This window comes from Streptomyces sp. NPDC031426 (assembly GCF_055581585.1).
This window is the reverse complement of the sequence record NZ_JBVIJE010000013.1, coordinates 48,544-66,054: the sequence shown is the minus strand read 5'-3', so window position 1 is coordinate 66,054 and position 17,511 is coordinate 48,544. Positions and strand designations below refer to the sequence as shown.

Below are 17,511 nucleotides of genomic sequence, written 5' to 3'. Positions count from 1 at the left end.
TCAGTGATGTCCTTCCTGGCCGCGCACGCACACGCAGGGCAGCGGACCGATGCCGTTGAAGCCCTGGGTCGTATAGCTGGTGGCGTAGGCGCCGGCGGAGAGGATCCACACCGGGTCGCCGGAGCTGACGGACGCCGGCACGCGCACCGGGTACCGGCCCTCGCCGTAGGCGTCGTCGCTGTCGCAGGTGGGGCCGGCGACGATCGCGGAGACGTGCTCCTGTGCTCCGAGGTGGTCCGGGAACACCATGCGATGCGTCAACTGGTCCATCTCGTAGAGGCCGTTGAACTTACCGCAGCTCAGGTAGAGCCAGTGGGCGTCGGTGCCGTCCGGCTGCCTGCGGCGGGTCAGGCGGGAGACATGGGCGCGGACGGCACCGTGGTCGGCGACCAGGTGACGGCCCGGCTCCATCACGAAGTGGAGCGGGGAGGGGGTGCGGGCGCGCAGCCGGTCCATGCCCTCGCGGAGCACGGTGAAGATCTTGTCCAGGGGCGGGTCGAGGGGGTTTCCATGGCGGTCCCGGTAGCCGAGCGCGGGCAGGCCGCCGCCGAGGTTGACGTGGTCGGGTACGATCCCCCGCCCGGCCAGCGCCGTCAGCGTCCCGGCGAGGGTGTCGAGGGCCTGCTGCCAGGCCTCGCCGGTCATCTGCTGGGAGCCGACGTGCACGGACAGGCCGGCCGGGGTGAGTCCGGCCGCGCGGGCCGCCGCCAGCACCCGGACGGCGTCGTCGGGGGTGCAGCCGAACTTGCGGTTCAGGCCCCACAGAGCGCCGTCACCTCCGGTGGCCAGGCGGCAGAACACCCGTGCCCTTGGGGCGTGGGCGGCGATGGCGGTGACGTCCTCGACGCTGTCGGTGGCGAACGTGCGGACACCTAGGCGGTGGGCCTCGGCGATGTCTCGGTCGGACTTGATGGTGTTGCCGTAGTGGATGTGGTCTGGGTGCGCGCCGGCGTGGATGGCCTGGGCGATTTCGGCGGGGCTCGCTGCGTCGAATCCCGATCCACGGGTCGCGAGGGTGTGCAGGACCTCGTCCACGGGGCAGGCCTTGAGGGCGAAGCGGATGTGGGTGCCGGGCAACTCGGCCAGGAGGGCGTCGTATTGCTGCTCTATGCCGGTGAGGTCGTAGATGATGCGGTCGGATCCGGCTTCGGCGAGTGCGGTGGCGAGGGGGTCACTGAGTGGTCCTCTGCGGGTCCATCGTGGTTGATCGCGCCCACGCGGCGGTAGCCGCATATCAGGCAGGGCCCCGCGCCCCTTCGGGGCGCTCATGTGCGGGTCGCTTCCATCAGCGCCGGCCAAGCCTCGACCAGGTACGCGTAGTCCGCGATGTCAGACTCGGCCTCGTCCAGTAACCGGTCGCGCTCCTCGGCGAGTTGCTCGGCGAATGCGGCGTAACGGCCGCCCAGTTTGCGGTACGCCGTGTCCACGCGGTCCAGTCGCCAGACGTTCTCGGCGCGGTCCAGGCCGGTGCTCTCCCGCAGGAACTCCACAATCCGGTCGGCCCGCACCTGGTGCCGCTCGTCCAGCAGCTCGGCGCCTTCGGCCGCCATGCGGTCGTACACGTGGTGGAAGTAGAGCATCGACAGCAGGAACTTCACGAACCGCCGCTGGTAGGCCGGGAAGCCGGTGTCGGTGCGGCGTTCGGGGGTGTGGAAGTTCTCGATGTGGCGGTTGTGCATGATGCCGGGCAGGGCGGCGTCGTGGACCAGGTGGAGGAGGAAGTAGTCGCTGCCGATGGTGTCGGTGGCGGGCGGGAGTGGGACGCGTGCGTAGATCGCGTGGTCGAAGGCGATGTTGCACATGTCGACGCGCATCGGGTCGACCACGGTGAGGGTCGCCCGGTCGCCGGTGAAGGGTGCCGTGCCCGCGCCGGTGAAGGACTCCTCGACCAGGTGCCGCTTGCGTTCCTCGGGCCAGTCGGCGGGCGCCCAGAGGCTGACGACGTCATGGTGGATGCCCTCGTCCAGGCGCCGTATCTCCCCTATGTCCACGGAGAGTTCGCCGATGAAGGAGGCTCCGGCCAGGGACACCGGACGGTCCGGCAGCGCCGGGTCGAGGTCGGTGGGCACGCCGTCGGCCGTGGCCTCGGCGGCGGGACGGCCCAGCCAGGGCAGCTCGTGGTGGACGGGGTACACCGGCTGTCCGGCGTGGAGTTGGTAGGTGCTGTCAGAGTCCCTGCGGTGCAGCGAGCGGCAGCCGAGGGCGGCGGCCAGCAGGAAGGCGCGGTTGGTGCAGGCGCCGTAGGAGACGGTCGGCGGGAGCATGAGGTGGAGCAGGCGGTCGGGCTCGGGGAGGCCCGCGCGCTCGATCGTCCGGCGCAGGAAGGCGCGCTGCTCGGACTCGTCGAGGTGGTGGACGGTGACTCCGGGCGCCGGGTGGAGTCCGGCGACGACCCGGGCGTGTTCGGCGCGGGTGGGGTCGTCGGAGGAGTCGAGGATCAATAACTGTACGTCGGCGCCGAAGCGCCGGGCGGCGTAGGCGGCCTCGTCGTTGATCGCGGTGAGGGTGGCGGAGCAGGCCCGGTTGGTCGGCAGGCAGAGGCAGATCCGGTGGTTCACTGCGCCTCTTTCGCCGTGACGGTCCAGGAGTCCAGGCCGAGCAGTCTTCTGCCGAGCGGGTTGAGCGTGGCGGGCCCGTAGCGGTCGGCCTCCGGCTCGCGGGCGTCGCCGAGGAGGGTGGCGTTCCAGTCGGGGGTCGCGAGGGTGCGCCAGGAGGCGATCCTGGAGTCGCGCAGGGTCGTGTGCTCCTCCAGTGCGGGCATCATCGACAGGTACTGGACGGCTCGGACAGCGTTGTCGGAGAGGTTCGGTGCCACGCCGTGCGCCAGCAGCCCGTTGAAGATCAGCAGGTCGCCGGCCTGGAGGTCGGGGCGGATCACCGGGAACTCGGCGCGGTCGGTGCCGGGCCGGACCGGGTCGCGGCCGGGCGGCTGGGCCACGCGCCACTCCTCGAAGCGGCGGAAGAGCTCGGGGGCGCACTGGAAGCCGCCGAGTTCGGGCCGGGTGTCGCCCAGGGCGATGATGCCCTGGACGCGCTGCGGGAGGACGGCGAGGGTGGTGTCGACATCCCAGTGCAGCTCGATGTCGAAGCCCTCGTCGGTGGGTTCGATCAGGGAGCGGGAACGGGTGCGGGTGTTGGGCGGGTTGAGGTTGAGCCGGTCCAGGGTGACCCACAGCTCCTCGCAGTCCCATACGTCCACGAACGCGTCGTAGACCCGCCGGGTCTGCCGGCTGTCCCAGATGAGCTGGTGGTGGTAGGCCTCGACGAAGCCGTAGATGAACAGGTGCCGGTCGAGTTCGGAGCGGAACTCCGGTTCCTCGTACCAGGTGTCGGGGCGGTCGGGGTCGAGACCCTGGAACTGCCAGGCGAAGTCGAGGAGTTGTTTGGCCTCGCCGGGGGTGATGGCCTCGCGGACGATGACGTAGCCGTAGGTCTGCCAGAAGGCGAAGTCCTCTTCGGAGAGCACCCTGAGGGGCTGGGACTTCTCGATGTGGCGCAGGGGCGTCGGGGCGAGGTAGGTCTCGCCGTCGGCGCTGAAGTAGGGGCGGGCGGAGACGGCTCGGTGGAGGTGGGGGTGGGGCGTCTGCATGCGATTCCTCTGGAACACAAGGTGCGGTTGGGATCCGGGGAAAGGGCAAGGTGGAGCGGGCCGCCCGCGCCTGCGGGCGGCCGGTGGAGAAGGTGCGTCAGCCCGCGACGACGGCCTCGGCCGCCGCCACACCGCAGACCCGGGCGGCGCCGTAGGTGGCGATGTGCAGGGCGCCGCGCGGGGCGGCCTGGGGCAGGCCCATCTCGACGACGACGGTGTCGGGGCGGGCGGCGAGCAGGGTGTCGAGGGCGGCGCGCATCCAGTCGTGCCGGTGCTCGTCGCGGACCACGGCGACGATCCGGCGGCCGTCGGCCGCCGCGAGGGCCGCCTCACCGGCGCCCTCGCCGGTGAAGGAGCCGGAGTCGGTGCCGGGCAGCAGCCGCTCCAGCTCGGCGGCGACGCCCCAGGGGGTCTGGTCGCCGACGGCGATGTTGCGGGCGGGTTCGAACTGGGCGACGTAGGCGGGTTTGTCGACCGGTACGGCGGTGCCGGCGCGGGTCACTCGCAGCGCGCGGCGGGCCGCGACCAGGCCGACCTCGGGTTCGGGCACGGTCCCGGACGCGGCGGCGCGCGCCCCGGCGGTCCACGCGGCCAGGTCCCGTACCCGGGCGGCCGCGTCGGCGAGCCGTTCCTCGGGCAGTTCGCCGGAGCGTACGGCGGCCACGAGCGCGTCCCGCAGCCTGAGCACGGTGCCCTCGTCGCACAGCCCGCCGCCCACGCAGATGGCGTCGGCGCCGGCCGCGATGGCGAGGACCACTCCGTGCTCCAGGCCGTAGGTGCCGGAGATCGCGCGCATCTCCATGCCGTCGGTGACGATCAGGCCCCGGTAGCCGAGTTCCTCGCGGAGCAGTTCGGTGAGGATGCGGCGGGAGAGGGTGCCGGGGCGGTCCGCGTCGAGGGCGGGCACGAGGATGTGCGCGCTCATGACGGCTCGGGTGCCGGCAGCGATGGCCGCGCGGAACGGGGGCAGTTCCCGCTCGTACAGGGTCCTCGCGTCGACGTCGATGCGGGGTACGGCGTGGTGGGAGTCGACGTTGGTGTCGCCGTGGCCCGGGAAGTGCTTGGTGCAGGCCGCGACGCCGGTGGACTGCAGGCCCTCGACCCAGGCGGCGGTGTGCCGGGCGACCAGGTCGGTGCTCGCACCGAAGGAGCGCACTCCGATGACGGGGTTGTCGGGGTTGGCGTTGACGTCGGCGGACGGGGCCCAGTCGAAGTTGACGCCGCAGGCGGCCAGACGGCGGCCGAGTTCGCGGGAGACGGCCCGGGTGAGGGCGGGGTCGTCGACGGCGCCGAGCGCGTGGTTGCCTGGGAAGGAGGAGCCGGTGCGCACATCCAGGCGGGTGACGTCGCCGCTCTCCTCGTCGATGGCGACCAGCAGGTCGTCCCGTTCGGCCCGCAACTGCGCGGTGAGCGCGGTGACCTGGCTCTCGGTGACGACGTTGCGGCCGAACAGGGCGACGGAGGCGAGCCCCTCACCGAGGCGGCGGCGCACCCAGTCGGGCGCGGTGGTGCCGTCGAACCCCGGCTGGAGCACGGCCAGGGCGTCGCGGGTGAGGGTGTCCGGGCCGGTGGCGAGTGTGGTCATCGGCGGTGTCATCCCTTCACGGCGCCGTCGGTCAGGCCGCTGACGGCCTTGCGTTGCAGGAAGATGAAGAGGATCAGGATGGGCAGCGCGAACAGGGACGAGGCGGCCATCGTGGCGCCCCAGTCGTCGCCGAAGGCGGTCTGGAACTGCGACAGCCACAGCGGCAGGGTCTGCTTGTCGATGTCCTTGTTGAGGATCAGGACGAGCGGGTACTCGTTCCAGGCCGTGATGAACCCGAACAGCGAGGTCGCCATCAGACCGGGGGCCAGCAGCGGGAAGATGACCCGGACGAACGCCTGTGTGCGGGTGCAGCCGTCGACCATGGCCGCCTCCTCCAGGTCCTTCGGTACGGCGGCCACATAGCCGCGCAGCGTCAGGATGGTCAGCGGGAGCACCATCATCGTGTAGAACACGGTGAGCGGCACCAGGCTGTCCAGCATGTCGTTGTCGCGGACGATCATGTAGATGGCGATGATCAGGACTTCCCAGGGGGCCATCTGCGCCAGCATGAACGTCACGATGAGCCCGCGCCGGCCCCGGAACCGCATCCGGGCGAGCGCGAAGGCCGCGAACAGGGCGATGACGAGGGAGAAGACCACCGACAGCACCGTGACGGTGACGGAGTTGACGACCAGTGTCCAGAAGTGGTCGGCGTGGATGGCCTTCTTGAAGTGGCCGAGGGTGACGTTCGTCGGGAACCAGACGGGGTTGTCGGAGATGATGTCGCCGGTCGGTTTGAAGGCCGTGGCGAACATCCAGTAGACGGGGAACACGAAGCCGACGAAGAGGACCACGGCGGTCGCGTTTGGCCAGATGCGGCCGAAGAGCGAGCGCTTCACAGCTCGTCCTCCTCTTGCTTGAGCACCATGCGCAGGTAGTACGAGGTGATGACGAGCAGCACCAGGATGGTCAGGAAGGAGATCGCCGCGCCGACTCCGAAGTGCTGGTTGCCGACGCCCTCGACGAAGGCGTAGATCGGCAGGGTCTCGGTGAGGCGGTCGGGGCCGCCCTGGTTGATGGCGAAGATCTGGGTGAACGCCTTGAAGACCCAGATGACCTCGAGGAAGGTCGTCGCGTAGAGGAAGGGCCGCAGGAAGGGCAGGGTCACCGAGGTGAAGCTCTGCCAGGCACCGGCGCCGTCCAGGGAGGCGGCCTCGTACAGTTCCCTGGGGATCGTGGTGGTGGCGGCGTACAGGTTGATCGCCACGAACGGGATCGACTGCCACACGATCAGCAGGACGACCACGGAGAAGGTGGAGAACTGGCTGCCCAGCCAGTTGTGGTCGGCCATGGAGTGCCAGCCGAGCTTGTCCAGCGTCCAGTTGACGACACCGAAGCGCTGGGCGAACAGCCACTGGTAGACGGTGGTGGCGGCGATGGGGGGCATCGCCCAGGCCAGGACGAGGCCCACCAGGAGCAGCAGCCGCATCCGCTTGCCGAGCCGGGCCAGCAGCAGCCCGATCAGGGTGCCGAGCACCATGATGAGCACGACGTTGGCGGCGGTGAAGAAGACGGTGCGCTCGACGACATGCCAGAACTCCGGCTCGGACAGCACCTGCCGGTAGTTGTCGACGCCGTTCCACTCGGTGAGGTGCTGGATGAGCTGCCGCGGGTTCAGGTTCTGGAACGACAGCATGCCGTTCTTGACCAGGGGCCAGCCGAGCAGGACCACCGTGGCCAGCAGCGCGGGCAGCAGCAGGAGGTAGGGGGCGGCGGCACCGCGGCGGGACGGGGAACTGGAGTCACGCTCCGCCCCCCTGGGCGGCCCCGGTGTCCGGGCCTTGCGGACAGCGGGTTCCCCGGCCGTGTCCGTGCCTTGGGTCTGCACTGACATGAGTTGCCATCTCTTCCGTGGCCGTACGAACTCCCCGTGCCGTATGTGCGAACGGCACGGGGAGCCGGGGGCGCCTGTGGTGGCGCCCCCGGCGGGTCATCAGTTCTGCTGGGCCAGCCGCTTGTTGATCTCGCCCTCGACGTCCTTGGCGGCCGCCGCGGGAGCCTTGCCGTTCAGCACCGCGGTCATGTAGGACTTGATCGGGTTGGGGGTGTTCTCCACCGCGGCCCACGCCGGGATCAGCGGGGTGGTGCCGCCGACCGCGGCGCCGGGGGCCGCGGCCTCGGCGGCGGCGTTGCCCGTGAGGTTGCTCTGCAGGGCCGTCTTGTTGGGGACGATGCCGTTGAGCTTGGCCAGTTCGCCCTCGTACTGGTCGGACAGGGCGATCTTCAGGAACTCCTTGGCCAGGGACTGCTTCTTGCTGTTCTGGGCGACGGCGAGGTTGGAGCCGCCGAGGAAGACGCCCTCGGGCTTGTCGGCCGTCGCGCCGGGGATGGTGAAGTAGCCGAGGTCCTTCTCGATGGCCTTGTTGGCCTGGACGGCGGTGCCGGCCTCCCAGCCCATGCCGATGAACGCGCCGGTCTTGCCCTTGGCGAAGATGGTGGCCTGCTGCGGGGTGGCCTCGTCCTTGTCCTTGGGTGCCTTGGAGTAGGACGCGTACTTCTTGTAGGTCTCCATGGCCGCGGCGACCTTGGGGTCGGCGAGGTTGGAGACGTACTTGTCGCCCTGCTTCTTCACCAGGTCGCCGCCCTGGCCGATGATCAGGCCGTCGAGGAAGTACCAGTTCTGGCCCGGCAGGTAGAGGGGCTCGGCGTCGGTCTTCTTGCCGATGGTCTCCAGGTCCCTGAAGAACTCGTCGCGGGTCTTCGGGGTGGACTTGATGCCGGCCTTCGCCCAGATCGCCTTGTTGTAGATGACGACACGGTTGGCGAAGTACCACGGGGCGGCGTACTGCTTGCCGTCGTACACGGAGGACTGGGAGACGGACGGCGTCCAGTCGGCGCCGATCTCCTTCTTGAGGTCGGCGAGGTCGGCGAGGCCGCCGGTGGCCGCGTAGGCCGGGGTCTGGGTGTTGCCGACCTCCAGGACGTCCGGCGGGTTGTCCTCGGAGAGGGCGGTGGTGATCTTCTGCTGGATCCCGTCCCACTTCTGGATCTCGAACTTCAGCTTCGCGCCGGTCTTCTTCTCGAAGGCGGCCTGGACGTCCTTGCTCCACTGCGGCGGCGCGGAGCCGTCCATGGTCCAGACGGTGAGCGTCTGGCCCTTCCAGCTGTCCGGCCCCGCGTCCTTGCCGCTGTCCTTGCCGTTTCCGCCACACGCCGCAACGGAGACCATCATGCCCGCGATCACGATCGCGGCAGCGAGCTTGCGCTTCACGCCACCCTCCTCAGGGATGCCACTAATCCCCCCACGCCCTCGGCGGTGACCTGCGTACGACGCTGTTGCACGTAGGGCTCGGGACCTGGCCACTAATGGTGTAGACCAGTAGGGTGGAGCTTGGCCTAGACCTTTCGGGGTGTCAAGGGTGGTCCGGGAAGCCGATTCCGGCCGTTACGAGAACGTCACCGGAGCGCGTCCGTCCGCATCCGCCCGATTCATCCGGCCATCGGGCCGGCCCGGACCCGAGCGCGCGGGTTGGACTAGACCATAGGGCAGTTGCTCGCTATAACGGGAGACCGTCGACACAGCCGGGAAGGCAGGCATGACCACCGACGTCAGCAGCGCCCAGCCGCACGGAGGGGCGTCCGGCCGCACCGCGCGCGTGCCGAAGTACTACCGGATCAAACAGCGACTGCTCGCCATGGCCGAGGAGTTGCAGCCCGGCTCGGCGATGCCGGCCGAGCGGCTGCTCGCCGTCCGGTTCGACACCTCCCGGACCACCGTCCGGCAGGCGCTCACGGAACTCGTCGGCGAGGGCCGCCTGGACCGGATCCAAGGCAAGGGCACCTTCGTCTCCCAGCCCAAGCTGTACCGCACGCTCCAGCTGACCTCGCACACCGAGGACATGCGCGCCCAGGGCCTGACCCCCGCCTCGCAGGTGCTGGACATCGGGGAGGTCCCGGCCGACCAGCGGCTGGCGGAGCTGCTCGGCATCGGCCTCGGCGAGCCCGTGCTGCGCATCGAGCGGCTGCGGCTGGCCAGCGGCGATCCGATGGCGATCGAGACGACCCACCTGTCCGCGCGGCGCTTCCCCGGCCTGCGCCGCTCGCTGGCGACCCAGCCCTCGCTGTACACGGCCCTCGCCGAGGTGTACGGCGTCCATCTCGCGGAAGCCGACGAGACCATCGAGACCTCGCTGTCCACCCCGCGCGAGGCGCAGTTGCTCGGCACCGACGTGGGGCTGCCGATGCTGCTGCTGTCCCGGCACTCGCGGGACGCGCAGGGCACGCCGGTGGAGTGGGTGCGCTCGGTGTACCGGGGCTCCCGGTACAAGTTCGTGGCCGCGTTGCGCCGTCCGGCGCAGGGCAACGGCGATACGGCGGGCGGGCGGCTCCCCGTGCAGTGACGACTGTTCCGCCGTGCTGCCGGCCGTCGGGGTGCCGTAGCCGTACCGTCAGTCCAGGAACGCCGTCTCGATCCAGCGGCGCACCGCCCGCGGACGCATCCGGTGCAGCCGGTCCACGGTGTCGGCGACCTCCTGCGCGCCGCCCACCGAAAGGAACTTCTCCCGCACCAGCTCGGCATGGCCCGCCCGGGTCTCCGGGCCGGCCGCCCCGACCGGGATCAGCCGGGTGCGCGAGACCGTACGGCCGTCCGTCAGACGTACGGTGACCCGGGCGCCGGTGGCCTTGGTGGATCGGGAGAAGTCCCGGTCGTCGGCCGCCGACACACCCACCAGGTCCACCAGCTCGTCACCGCCGAAGCCGCGCAGCCACGGCACGGCCAGCTCCCCCGCCTCGCGCACCGCCTCGCCGAACGGCGCGTCGGACAGGAAGAGTTCCCGCGTCATCTCCGTGTCGTGCTCCAGCCGTATCCGCCTGGCCAGCGCCCACCGGTCGGGGTCGTCCAGCAGCGGTGCGGAGAAGTCGTCCACGCCGAACGCGCCGGTGAGCAGGGTGGTCGCCACCGGGTAGGGCACGTCCAGCACCAGCGCGCCCAGCGGGGAGCCGGGCCCGGTGACGTACTGGGCGGCCCGCTGCCCCGCGAACAGCGTGTACAGGGAGGCCTCGACGACGACTTCGGCCACGTCCCGCGGGCGCAGCGCGCCGATCTCCTTGTGGATCTCGGCCGCGCAGTCGACCGCCGCGTCGATACCGGGCCCGCCCGGGTGCATCTTGAACGACAGGGTGTCCGTGTGCCAGCGGCGGCCGAGCCCCTTGGCCACCGCCTGGGGCAGCGGCACGGTGGCGAAGCGGGCCAGGAAGCCGTCGCGGTGCTCCATGATGTCCGGCGCACCGCGCAGCCCGGCGTACGCGGCGTCACAGGCGTCCATCGCGGTGCGCACCGGGGTGAAGGTGTTGAACAGGCGGGCGTCGCTGGCCAGGAAGGCGCGCATCAGCGGCCAGTTGGGCATCGCGAAGGCCAGCCCGAAGGCGTTCTCGAACAGGGCTGCCGGGGCCCGGTCGCAGTGCAGCCGCCCGGCCACCGCGCCGGCCAGATGGGTGTGTACGGCGCTCTGGCCGCGCAGGGGTCCGAGGGTCGCGGAGGCGGTGATCCGGGCCGCGCACTCGTTGGCCGCGACCACCGCGGTGAGCAGCGAGAGCCCGTCCAGCTGCCGGGCGTAGGCGAAGGCGAGCGGCACCGCCACGGTGGAGTTCGACAGGTGTCCGGCGTAGGCGGTGTCGTCCAGGTTCAGCCAGGAACCGAGCGCGGCGAAGACGCCGGCCGCCTGGCGCGGATCGCGCTGCATGGGGTGCCCGAACGCGGCCACCAGCCGTCTGCCGAGCGGGTGTTGCAGCCCCGCGCGGATGGAGGCGATCTGCGAGAGGACCTGGCTCGCGGCGAGCTTCAGCACCCGGCACGGCACATCCTGCGGCCGCAGGGTCGCGGCCCAGTGCGAGAGCTCACGCAACGGGGTGTCGGCCGGGGTGCGGCCGCGGGCGGCCCGGGCCGGGGTACGGGCCTGCTCGGCCCAGTCGGCGCACAGCGCCCGGGCGACGCTCTCCGCGAGGACGGCGGTCATGGAGGGTACCTTCCGTGCGTGCGCTGGGACGTGCGGGGGAACACGGCTGCGGGAGCACCGTCGCCCCGGTGCTCCCGCAGTGTATGGTGGTGTTACGCGGCCGGGACCTTGTCCAGGAAGCCGTAGACGGCCTTGATCTTGCCCGCCTCGTCGGTGACGAGCACGTCGAAGCCGATGGCGATCGGCTCGGCCCCCGGCTCGGTCACCAGGCCCCACTGGAAGCGGGCCTGGTTGTGGTGGGCGTCGACGGTGCCGTGCAGTTCGAAGGCGAGGCCCTTGAACTGGTCGCGGGCCCCGGCCACCACGGCCCCGAAGCCCTCATGGCCCTCGACCGCGGCGAGCGGGTCGATGTACGGGGCGTCGGCGGTGAACAGCTCGGCGATGGCCGCGGCGCGCTTCTCGGCGTCCGCCTCGTTCCAGATGTCGAGGTAACGGGTGACGGTGGTGGTCAGGTCGCTCATGCGGGCGATCTCCTCTGTGGCGTGCTTGTCTGGTTCTTCGGACAGGTGGATCAGGGGGTGGCCGGCGCCCAGACCGGGAGGGCTCCGGGGAGCACCTCGAAGGTGGCCGTGGTGCCGATGCCGTGCTGGTACTCGCCGTCGTGTTCCAGCGGGAGCCGGCGGCCGTCGGTGCGCTCGACGGTGATCGTGCGCCCGCGGGCGTAGACGGTCGCGGGGTGGTCCATGTGCCGGGCCTCCAGGGTCAGTTCGGGCACCTGGTCCGCCGGGACCGCGCCGCCGATCACACAGACGTCGAGCAGTCCGTCGTCGAGCAGCGAGCCGGGCAGGACCAGGAACCGGCCGCCTCGGTAGCGGCCGCCGCCGACGTTGGCGAGGACCGTGGGGCCCTCGTGCACGACCCGGCCGTCCACGGTGACCCGGCCCGGGTACGGCCGGTAGCCGGCGGCCGTGTCGGCGAAGGCGCGGGCGTAGCGCTCCCGCCCGGTCAGCGGCAGCTCCCGGGCGGTGATCAGCGCGTCGGCGATCACCCCCGAACAGGCCCCGAGATAAACGTGGTTGCGGGTCTCGGCCAGGCGGGCCAGGTCGAGGCGGCGCAGGCGGGCGCTGCCGCCGATGCCGTTGTCGGTCAGGACCGCCTTCAGGGACTCGCTCCAGGGGCGCTCGCCCCACAGCATCTTGTAGCCGGAGTTGCCGGTGCCGCCAGGCACCACCGCGAGGGCGGCGTTCCCGGTCACGGGCACGAGTGCCTGGACGGCCTCCCGGACGGTGCCGTCCCCGCCGATGACCACGATCAGGTCGGGGGCGCCGGGGGATGCCGCGGCGGGCCGCTGCAGGGCGCGGCGCACCGCGACCGTGGCGTCACCGGGGCCGGTGGTGAGGTGCACCTCGGTGTGCTCCAGACAGGAGGCACACAACTGCCTTACTTCTTCGACCAGTTCGGGCGAGTGGCTGCCGGAGGCGGGGTTGCCCAGGACGAGCGCCCGGGTGGGAGCCGGGGCTGCGGTGTCTGCCATGGCGGGCATACTCCTTCTCGTCGGACGGCAGCGGGCCGACCAGGCCGGGTGGTGCTGCCCCGGTCTCGCCGCGTTTCCCACTGTGCCGGGGGGCGCTGACACGACGCTGACGCCGGGCACCGGGGCTCGCGGGGTTCACCAGGTGACCGGCAGTTCCTCCAGGCCGTACACGATCGTGTTCTCACGGAAGCGGACCTCCTGCGGCGGCACCGCCAGGCGCAGCGTCGGGAAGCGGGTGAAGAGGGCGCTCAGGCACACCTCCAGCTCCATGCGGGCCAGCGACGCGCCGGGGCACAGATGGGCGCCGAAGCCGAAGGCGAGATGGCCGGAGGCGTCGCGGCGGATGTCGAGGCGTGCGGCGCCGGGGTAGACCGACTCGTCGTGGTTGGCGGCGGGGATGGCGACGATCACGCCGTCCCCCTTGCGGATCCTCGCCCCGCTCAGCTCGACGTCGTCCACGGCGGCGCGCACCTGGTTGTCCTGCGAGATGGACCAGTAGCGCAGGAGTTCCTCGACGGCTGGCTTGAACAGGCCCGGGTCGGCGCGGAGTTCCGCCAGCTGGTCCGGGTCGCGCAGCAGGCTGAGCACGCTGAGGCTGATCTGGTGGGCCGTGGTCTCGTGCCCGGCGACGAGGATGAACCGGGCCATGGCCACGAGGTCCTCGTGGGTCAGCTCGCCGCTCGCCACATAGCGGGTGGCCAGCCGGCTGATCAGGTCGTCCCGCGGAGTGGCGGTGCGCTGTGCGACGAGCCGGTCCAGGAACTGCGACATCTCCACGAAGGCCGCGTACGTCTCCTCGGGACCGGCCTCCTGGGAGAGGATGACCCGGCTCTGCTCGGTGAAGTCCGCCTCGTCCTCCTCCGGCACGCCGAGCATCCGGGCGATCACCAGGGAGGGCAGCCGGACCGCGAAGTTCGCCACCAGGTCGACCGGGCGGGGGCCCGCCGCCAGCTCGTCCAGCAGCTGTTCGACCAGGAGTTCCACCTCGGGGCGCAGGGCGCGGGTGCGGCGGGCGGTGAACTCGGTCATCGCCATGCGCCGCAGCCGGCCGTGCTCCGGGTCGTCCATGCGACTGAAGGACATCACGCCGGGCTCGGGCGGCAGCTGAATCCGGATCGGGAAGCCGGGCTGCTGGTCGTCGGCGCTGAAGCGGTGGTCGTTGAGCACCCGGCGCACGTCCGCGTGCCGGGTGACCAGCCAGGCCTCGCCGCCGCGTATGCGCACCCTCAGCGGGGGCCGCTCTCTCAGCTCCGCGTAGGCGTCCGGGGGTGCGTAGGGGCAGGAGCGGGGCATGGGCCAGGCGGGGAGTGGGTCAAGGGTGTCGGGCACGGATGTCCTCCGTCGGCTCGGCCGAAATTCGGTGGGTTGTTTCGGCCAGCGTGGAGGAGACGGCTGACGGAGTTCTGATGCAGCACTGACGGGCGCACGGAGGCTTTGCCTCCGTGCGCCCGTCAGGCGGTGGTCCACCCGGCCGGTGGGTCAGGACGCCTGCGCCCGGCGCGGCAGCAGCTGGACCAGCAGTGCCACCGCGACGCAGATGCCCGCCTGGACCAGCAGGCCCGCACCGAAGGCGTGGGCGTAGGAGTGGGCGGTGACCTGGTGGCCGGCGACGCCGAAGAAGACGACGCCGATGACCGCGATGCCGACGGCGTTGCCCATCTCCTGGGCGGTGGAGAAGACCCCGGAGGCGGCGGCCGCGTGGTGCGGGGCGACGCCCTCCAGGACCAGCGAGGCGAGCGGGGCGACGACGAAGCCCATGCCGAAGCCGGCGAGCACCATGGCCGGGATGCACCAGCCGACGGAGCCGCTGCCGCCCAGCTCCCACGCGGTGGCGGCGAGCGCGATGTTGCCGACCGCCTGGAGCAGCGCACCGATGGTCAGGACCTGCTTGCCCAGCTTGCCCGCGACCTTCGGGGACTGCGCGGAGCCGATGAAGAAACCGAGGCCGAGCGGGATGAACAGCAGACCCGACTGGAGCGCGGACAGGCCGCGGCCCTCCTGCAGATACAGCGCGAGCACCAGGAAGAAGGAGGCCATCGCGGCGAAGAACACCAGCAGCGAGACGACGCCCACGCCGAACGCGCGGTCCTCGAACAGGCTCGGGTGGACCAGCGGCGACTTGTCGCGGGCCGCCTTGCGGCGCTGGGTCCACCAGAACGCGGCCAGCAGCGGTACGGCCGCCACCAGGCACTCCCAGGTCCAGGTCGGCCAGCCCTGCTCACGGCCTTCCACCAGCGGCAGCACGACGGCGGCGAGTCCCGCGGTCACCAGGATCACGCCGGTCCAGTCGAGGCCGGTGTGGCCCTCGGCCCGGGACTCGGGCACCACCTTCGGCGTGAGCAGCAGGACCACCGCGCCGATCGGGGCGTTGATCAGGAAGATGGTCCGCCAGTCCCAGCCGAAGACGTCGGCCTTGATCAGCAGGCCGCCGATCAGCTGGCCGAACACCGCGGAGGCGCCCATCGTGATGCCGTAGGCGTTGAACGCGGCGACCCGGGCCTTGCCCGCGTAGGCCGTGGTCAGGATGCCGAGGACCTGCGGGATGACGAGGGCGGCCGCGGCGCCCTGCACCGCGCGCGCCACGATCAGCTCGGTCATGTTCGGGGCGATGCCGCAGGCCAGCGAGGCGAGCGTGAACAGGGCCAGGCCGATGGAGAAGACCTTCCGGCGGCCGTAGAGGTCGCCGAGCCGGCCGCCGGTGATCAGCATGGCGGACAGGCCGATATTGAAGGTCGCGGCGACCAGCTGGATCTCGGCGCTGGTCGCGTGCATGTTCCGCTGGAGTGACGGGATGGCCACGTTGACGATGAAGAAGTCGACGTTGGCGATGAACAGGCCGGCCAGCACGACCCAGAGCGCACCCCAGGCGGGCTTGCCCGCGGCCTCCTCGATGTCCGGTGGCGAGGCGGCCGAGGCCGCGCTGCCGGTCAGTTCCGCTTCGGTGGTCATGGACGACCCTCCTAGGTCGTTTCGTGCTGGTGGGGGGCGTGCCGAAGAGGTCCGCGAGCACGCGAGGGGCACGGGACGGCACTCGGTACGGCAGTCCTCCGAGCACTGTCCCGCACCCCGCTGACACGGCGCTGACACGGACCTTCGGCGGTCAGCGCACCGCCGCCGCGGCCAGCCGCTGGAGCCGGTGCGCGAAGTGCGCGGTGACGGCCTGGGCGTGGGTGTCGATGTAGAAGTGGCCGCCCTCGTACTCGCTGTGGCCGAGGTAGGCCGGGGTGCGGCCGGCCCAGTGGGCCATGGCGTCCGGGGCCTCCTGGAGCGGGTCGCTGCGGCCGCCGTAGGAGGCGAGCGGGCAGGTGACGCCCTTGCCGTCGTCCTCGTACTGGGCGGCGACCCGCAGGTCGGCGCGGAGCGCGGGCACGACCAGGGCGAGCATCTCGGGGTTGTCGTAGATCTCCGCCGGGAAGGACCCCAACTTCTTGATCCACTCGACGAGTTCGGGCTCCGGCATCCGGCTCTGCTCCTCCGTCGGCTGGAAGAAGCCCTCGGGCGACCAGCCGGACATGCCCACCAGCACCGGTGCCGGTCCGCCCTCCTCCTGCATCCGGATGGCCAGCCGGAACGCCAGCTGGGCGCCTAGGCAGTGCCCGAAGAGGGCGAACGGCCGCTCGTCCAGGTCGTTCAGCACCGCCTCGTGCAGGGCGTCGAGCAGCGGCCAGAACTCCTCGTACGTCGGCTCCTCCCGGCGATTGTGGCGGCCGGGCAGGGTGACGGCCTGCGGGGTGATGTCCGGCGGCAGCAGGCGCTCCCAGTCGCGGTAGATGATGGCGCCACTGCCCGCGTGGGGCAGCAGGAACAGCCGGACCGAGGCGTCGGGCGAGGGCTCCACGGGGTGGAACCAGTGCCCCTCGCTGGACATCTGGCTGCCTATGGTGCCGATGGCGGTGGTCACGACGGCGTACTCCCAACGGTGGTGGACGGGCCGAGGGCGCGTACCGCGGGCAGCAGCACCTCGGCGATCTCCTTCAACTGCGGCTCGGGGTCGAGCGATCCGATCCGTACGACCAGATGCCGGGCGCCGGCCCGGACGTATCCGCCGAGCCACTCCGCGCACTTCTCGGCGCTGCCCCAGGCGTAGGCCTGGATGCTGCTCATCTGCTCCAGGGAGCGGCCGTAGTAGTGGCTGATGTAGTGCTCCAGCTCGGCCCTGGCGGCGCTCTCGTCGCTGTTCACGGTGACCGTGGCGTACAGCGCGGGAGTGACCGTGCGGCCGGCCTCCGCCGCGAGTTCGGCGATACGGCGGCGGGCGCGGGCGTAGGCGTCGACGTCGGGCAGGAACGGCAGCCAGCCGTCGTAGCGGGCCGCCGCGCGGGCGAGGACCTTCGGGGTGTCGCTGCCGGCGAGCCAGAGGGGCGGGCCGCCGGGCACCGCCGGCGAGGGGAGCCGGTCGAGGTTGTCGGCCTGCCAGAACCTGCCCTGGAACTCGGCGGGTTCGCCCTCGTCGTGGGACCGCCAGGCCGTCCGCCACAGCGCGGTGATCTCGTCCAGGCGGCCGACGCGGCCCTGGAAGGAGGCGCCGACGGAGGCGAACTCCTCCTCGGTCTCGGCCATGGGGAACCCGGAGCCGAGCCCGAGAACCAGCCGCCCGGCCGCCACATGGCTGAGGCTCGCGATCATGTTGGCGCCGATGAGGGGGTGGCGCAGGGCGGGGGTGAGGGCGGCGGTGCCGACGGTGATGCGCCGGGTGGCCGCGGCCGCGGCGGACAGTACGATCAGCGGGTCCAGGCGAGGGCGGGCCGTCAGTGAGTCCCCGGCCCACAGGGAGTCGAACCCGAGGGCTTCCGCCTGACGGGCGAAGTCGAGCAGGGGGGCTGCCGCATAGCTGCCCCTGATGGCCTGTTCCCGAGTGGGCAGCTGGACGCCGACCCGCAGGGCCTCTGCGCTCATGGTCAACTCC

Annotated in this window: 15 protein-coding genes; 1 reads left to right on the top strand and 14 read right to left on the bottom strand. The window is 71.4% G+C overall.

Going from position 1 to position 17,511, the window contains the following annotated elements:
* The 7 genes from ACZ5NH_RS26305 to ACZ5NH_RS26275 all read right to left on the bottom strand — a co-directional run bounded on the left by ACZ5NH_RS26305 (nucleotide 1) and on the right by ACZ5NH_RS26275 (nucleotide 8,385).
* Nucleotides 1–1,269, bottom strand: coding sequence for an alanine racemase (locus ACZ5NH_RS26305; RefSeq protein ID WP_468778593.1), 1,269 nt, complete (start codon nucleotides 1,267–1,269; stop codon nucleotides 1–3).
* Nucleotides 1,266–2,558: a DUF6271 family protein gene (locus ACZ5NH_RS26300; RefSeq protein ID WP_468778592.1), complete on the bottom strand. Its 1,293-nt coding sequence runs from the start codon at nucleotides 2,556–2,558 to the stop codon at nucleotides 1,266–1,268. Before ACZ5NH_RS26300 ends, ACZ5NH_RS26305 begins: the two co-directional genes overlap by 4 nt.
* Nucleotides 2,555–3,589: a phytanoyl-CoA dioxygenase family protein gene (locus ACZ5NH_RS26295; protein WP_468778590.1), complete on the bottom strand. Its 1,035-nt coding sequence runs from the start codon at nucleotides 3,587–3,589 to the stop codon at nucleotides 2,555–2,557. Before ACZ5NH_RS26295 ends, ACZ5NH_RS26300 begins: the two co-directional genes overlap by 4 nt.
* 97 nt (nucleotides 3,590–3,686) lie before the next feature.
* Nucleotides 3,687–5,174 (bottom strand): glycoside hydrolase family 3 protein, encoded by a 1,488-nt coding sequence (locus ACZ5NH_RS26290; protein WP_468778589.1) that lies wholly within the window; start codon nucleotides 5,172–5,174, stop codon nucleotides 3,687–3,689.
* An 8-nt stretch (nucleotides 5,175–5,182) separates the two neighbouring features.
* A complete protein-coding gene (locus tag ACZ5NH_RS26285) occupies nucleotides 5,183–6,013 on the bottom strand; it encodes a carbohydrate ABC transporter permease (protein WP_468778588.1) in 831 nt (276 codons plus the stop codon).
* Nucleotides 6,010–7,008: a carbohydrate ABC transporter permease gene (locus ACZ5NH_RS26280; protein ID WP_388624616.1), complete on the bottom strand. Its 999-nt coding sequence runs from the start codon at nucleotides 7,006–7,008 to the stop codon at nucleotides 6,010–6,012. Before ACZ5NH_RS26280 ends, ACZ5NH_RS26285 begins: the two co-directional genes overlap by 4 nt.
* Before the next feature lie 99 nt (nucleotides 7,009–7,107).
* Nucleotides 7,108–8,385, bottom strand: a complete 1,278-nt coding sequence (locus ACZ5NH_RS26275) for an extracellular solute-binding protein (RefSeq protein WP_468778587.1) — start codon at nucleotides 8,383–8,385, stop codon at nucleotides 7,108–7,110.
* A gap of 325 nt (nucleotides 8,386–8,710) precedes the next feature.
* Between ACZ5NH_RS26275 and ACZ5NH_RS26270 the strand changes: the two genes are divergently transcribed.
* Complete coding sequence (locus ACZ5NH_RS26270) at nucleotides 8,711–9,514, top strand: GntR family transcriptional regulator (protein WP_468778586.1); 804 nt, start codon at nucleotides 8,711–8,713, stop codon at nucleotides 9,512–9,514.
* A gap of 48 nt (nucleotides 9,515–9,562) precedes the next feature.
* Here the strand turns inward: ACZ5NH_RS26270 and ACZ5NH_RS26265 are convergent, their stop codons facing one another.
* The 7 genes from ACZ5NH_RS26265 to ACZ5NH_RS26235 form a co-directional block, all read right to left on the bottom strand.
* Nucleotides 9,563–11,131, bottom strand: a complete 1,569-nt coding sequence (locus ACZ5NH_RS26265; protein ID WP_468778584.1) for an MmgE/PrpD family protein — start codon at nucleotides 11,129–11,131, stop codon at nucleotides 9,563–9,565.
* Nucleotides 11,132–11,223: 92 nt separating this feature from the next.
* Nucleotides 11,224–11,592, bottom strand: a complete 369-nt coding sequence (locus ACZ5NH_RS26260; protein ID WP_388624626.1) for a nuclear transport factor 2 family protein — start codon at nucleotides 11,590–11,592, stop codon at nucleotides 11,224–11,226.
* Between the two features lie 50 nt (nucleotides 11,593–11,642).
* Nucleotides 11,643–12,605 (bottom strand): diacylglycerol/lipid kinase family protein, encoded by a 963-nt coding sequence (locus tag ACZ5NH_RS26255; RefSeq protein WP_468778581.1) that lies wholly within the window; start codon nucleotides 12,603–12,605, stop codon nucleotides 11,643–11,645.
* 135 nt (nucleotides 12,606–12,740) lie between these two features.
* Nucleotides 12,741–13,934 carry a cytochrome P450 gene (locus ACZ5NH_RS26250; protein ID WP_468778579.1) on the bottom strand — a complete coding sequence of 398 codons (1,194 nt, stop codon included), beginning with the start codon at nucleotides 13,932–13,934 and terminating at the stop codon, nucleotides 12,741–12,743.
* Nucleotides 13,935–14,084: 150 nt separating this feature from the next.
* Entirely contained in the window at nucleotides 14,085–15,554 is a 1,470-nt protein-coding gene (locus ACZ5NH_RS26245; RefSeq protein WP_468778577.1) for an MFS transporter, read from the bottom strand.
* Nucleotides 15,555–15,705: 151 nt separating this feature from the next.
* A complete protein-coding gene (locus ACZ5NH_RS26240) occupies nucleotides 15,706–16,473 on the bottom strand; it encodes a thioesterase II family protein (RefSeq protein WP_468778773.1) in 768 nt (255 codons plus the stop codon).
* A gap of 29 nt (nucleotides 16,474–16,502) precedes the next feature.
* Entirely contained in the window at nucleotides 16,503–17,501 is a 999-nt protein-coding gene (locus ACZ5NH_RS26235) for an LLM class flavin-dependent oxidoreductase (RefSeq protein WP_468778575.1), read from the bottom strand.
* Nucleotides 17,502–17,511 lie beyond the last annotated feature (10 nt).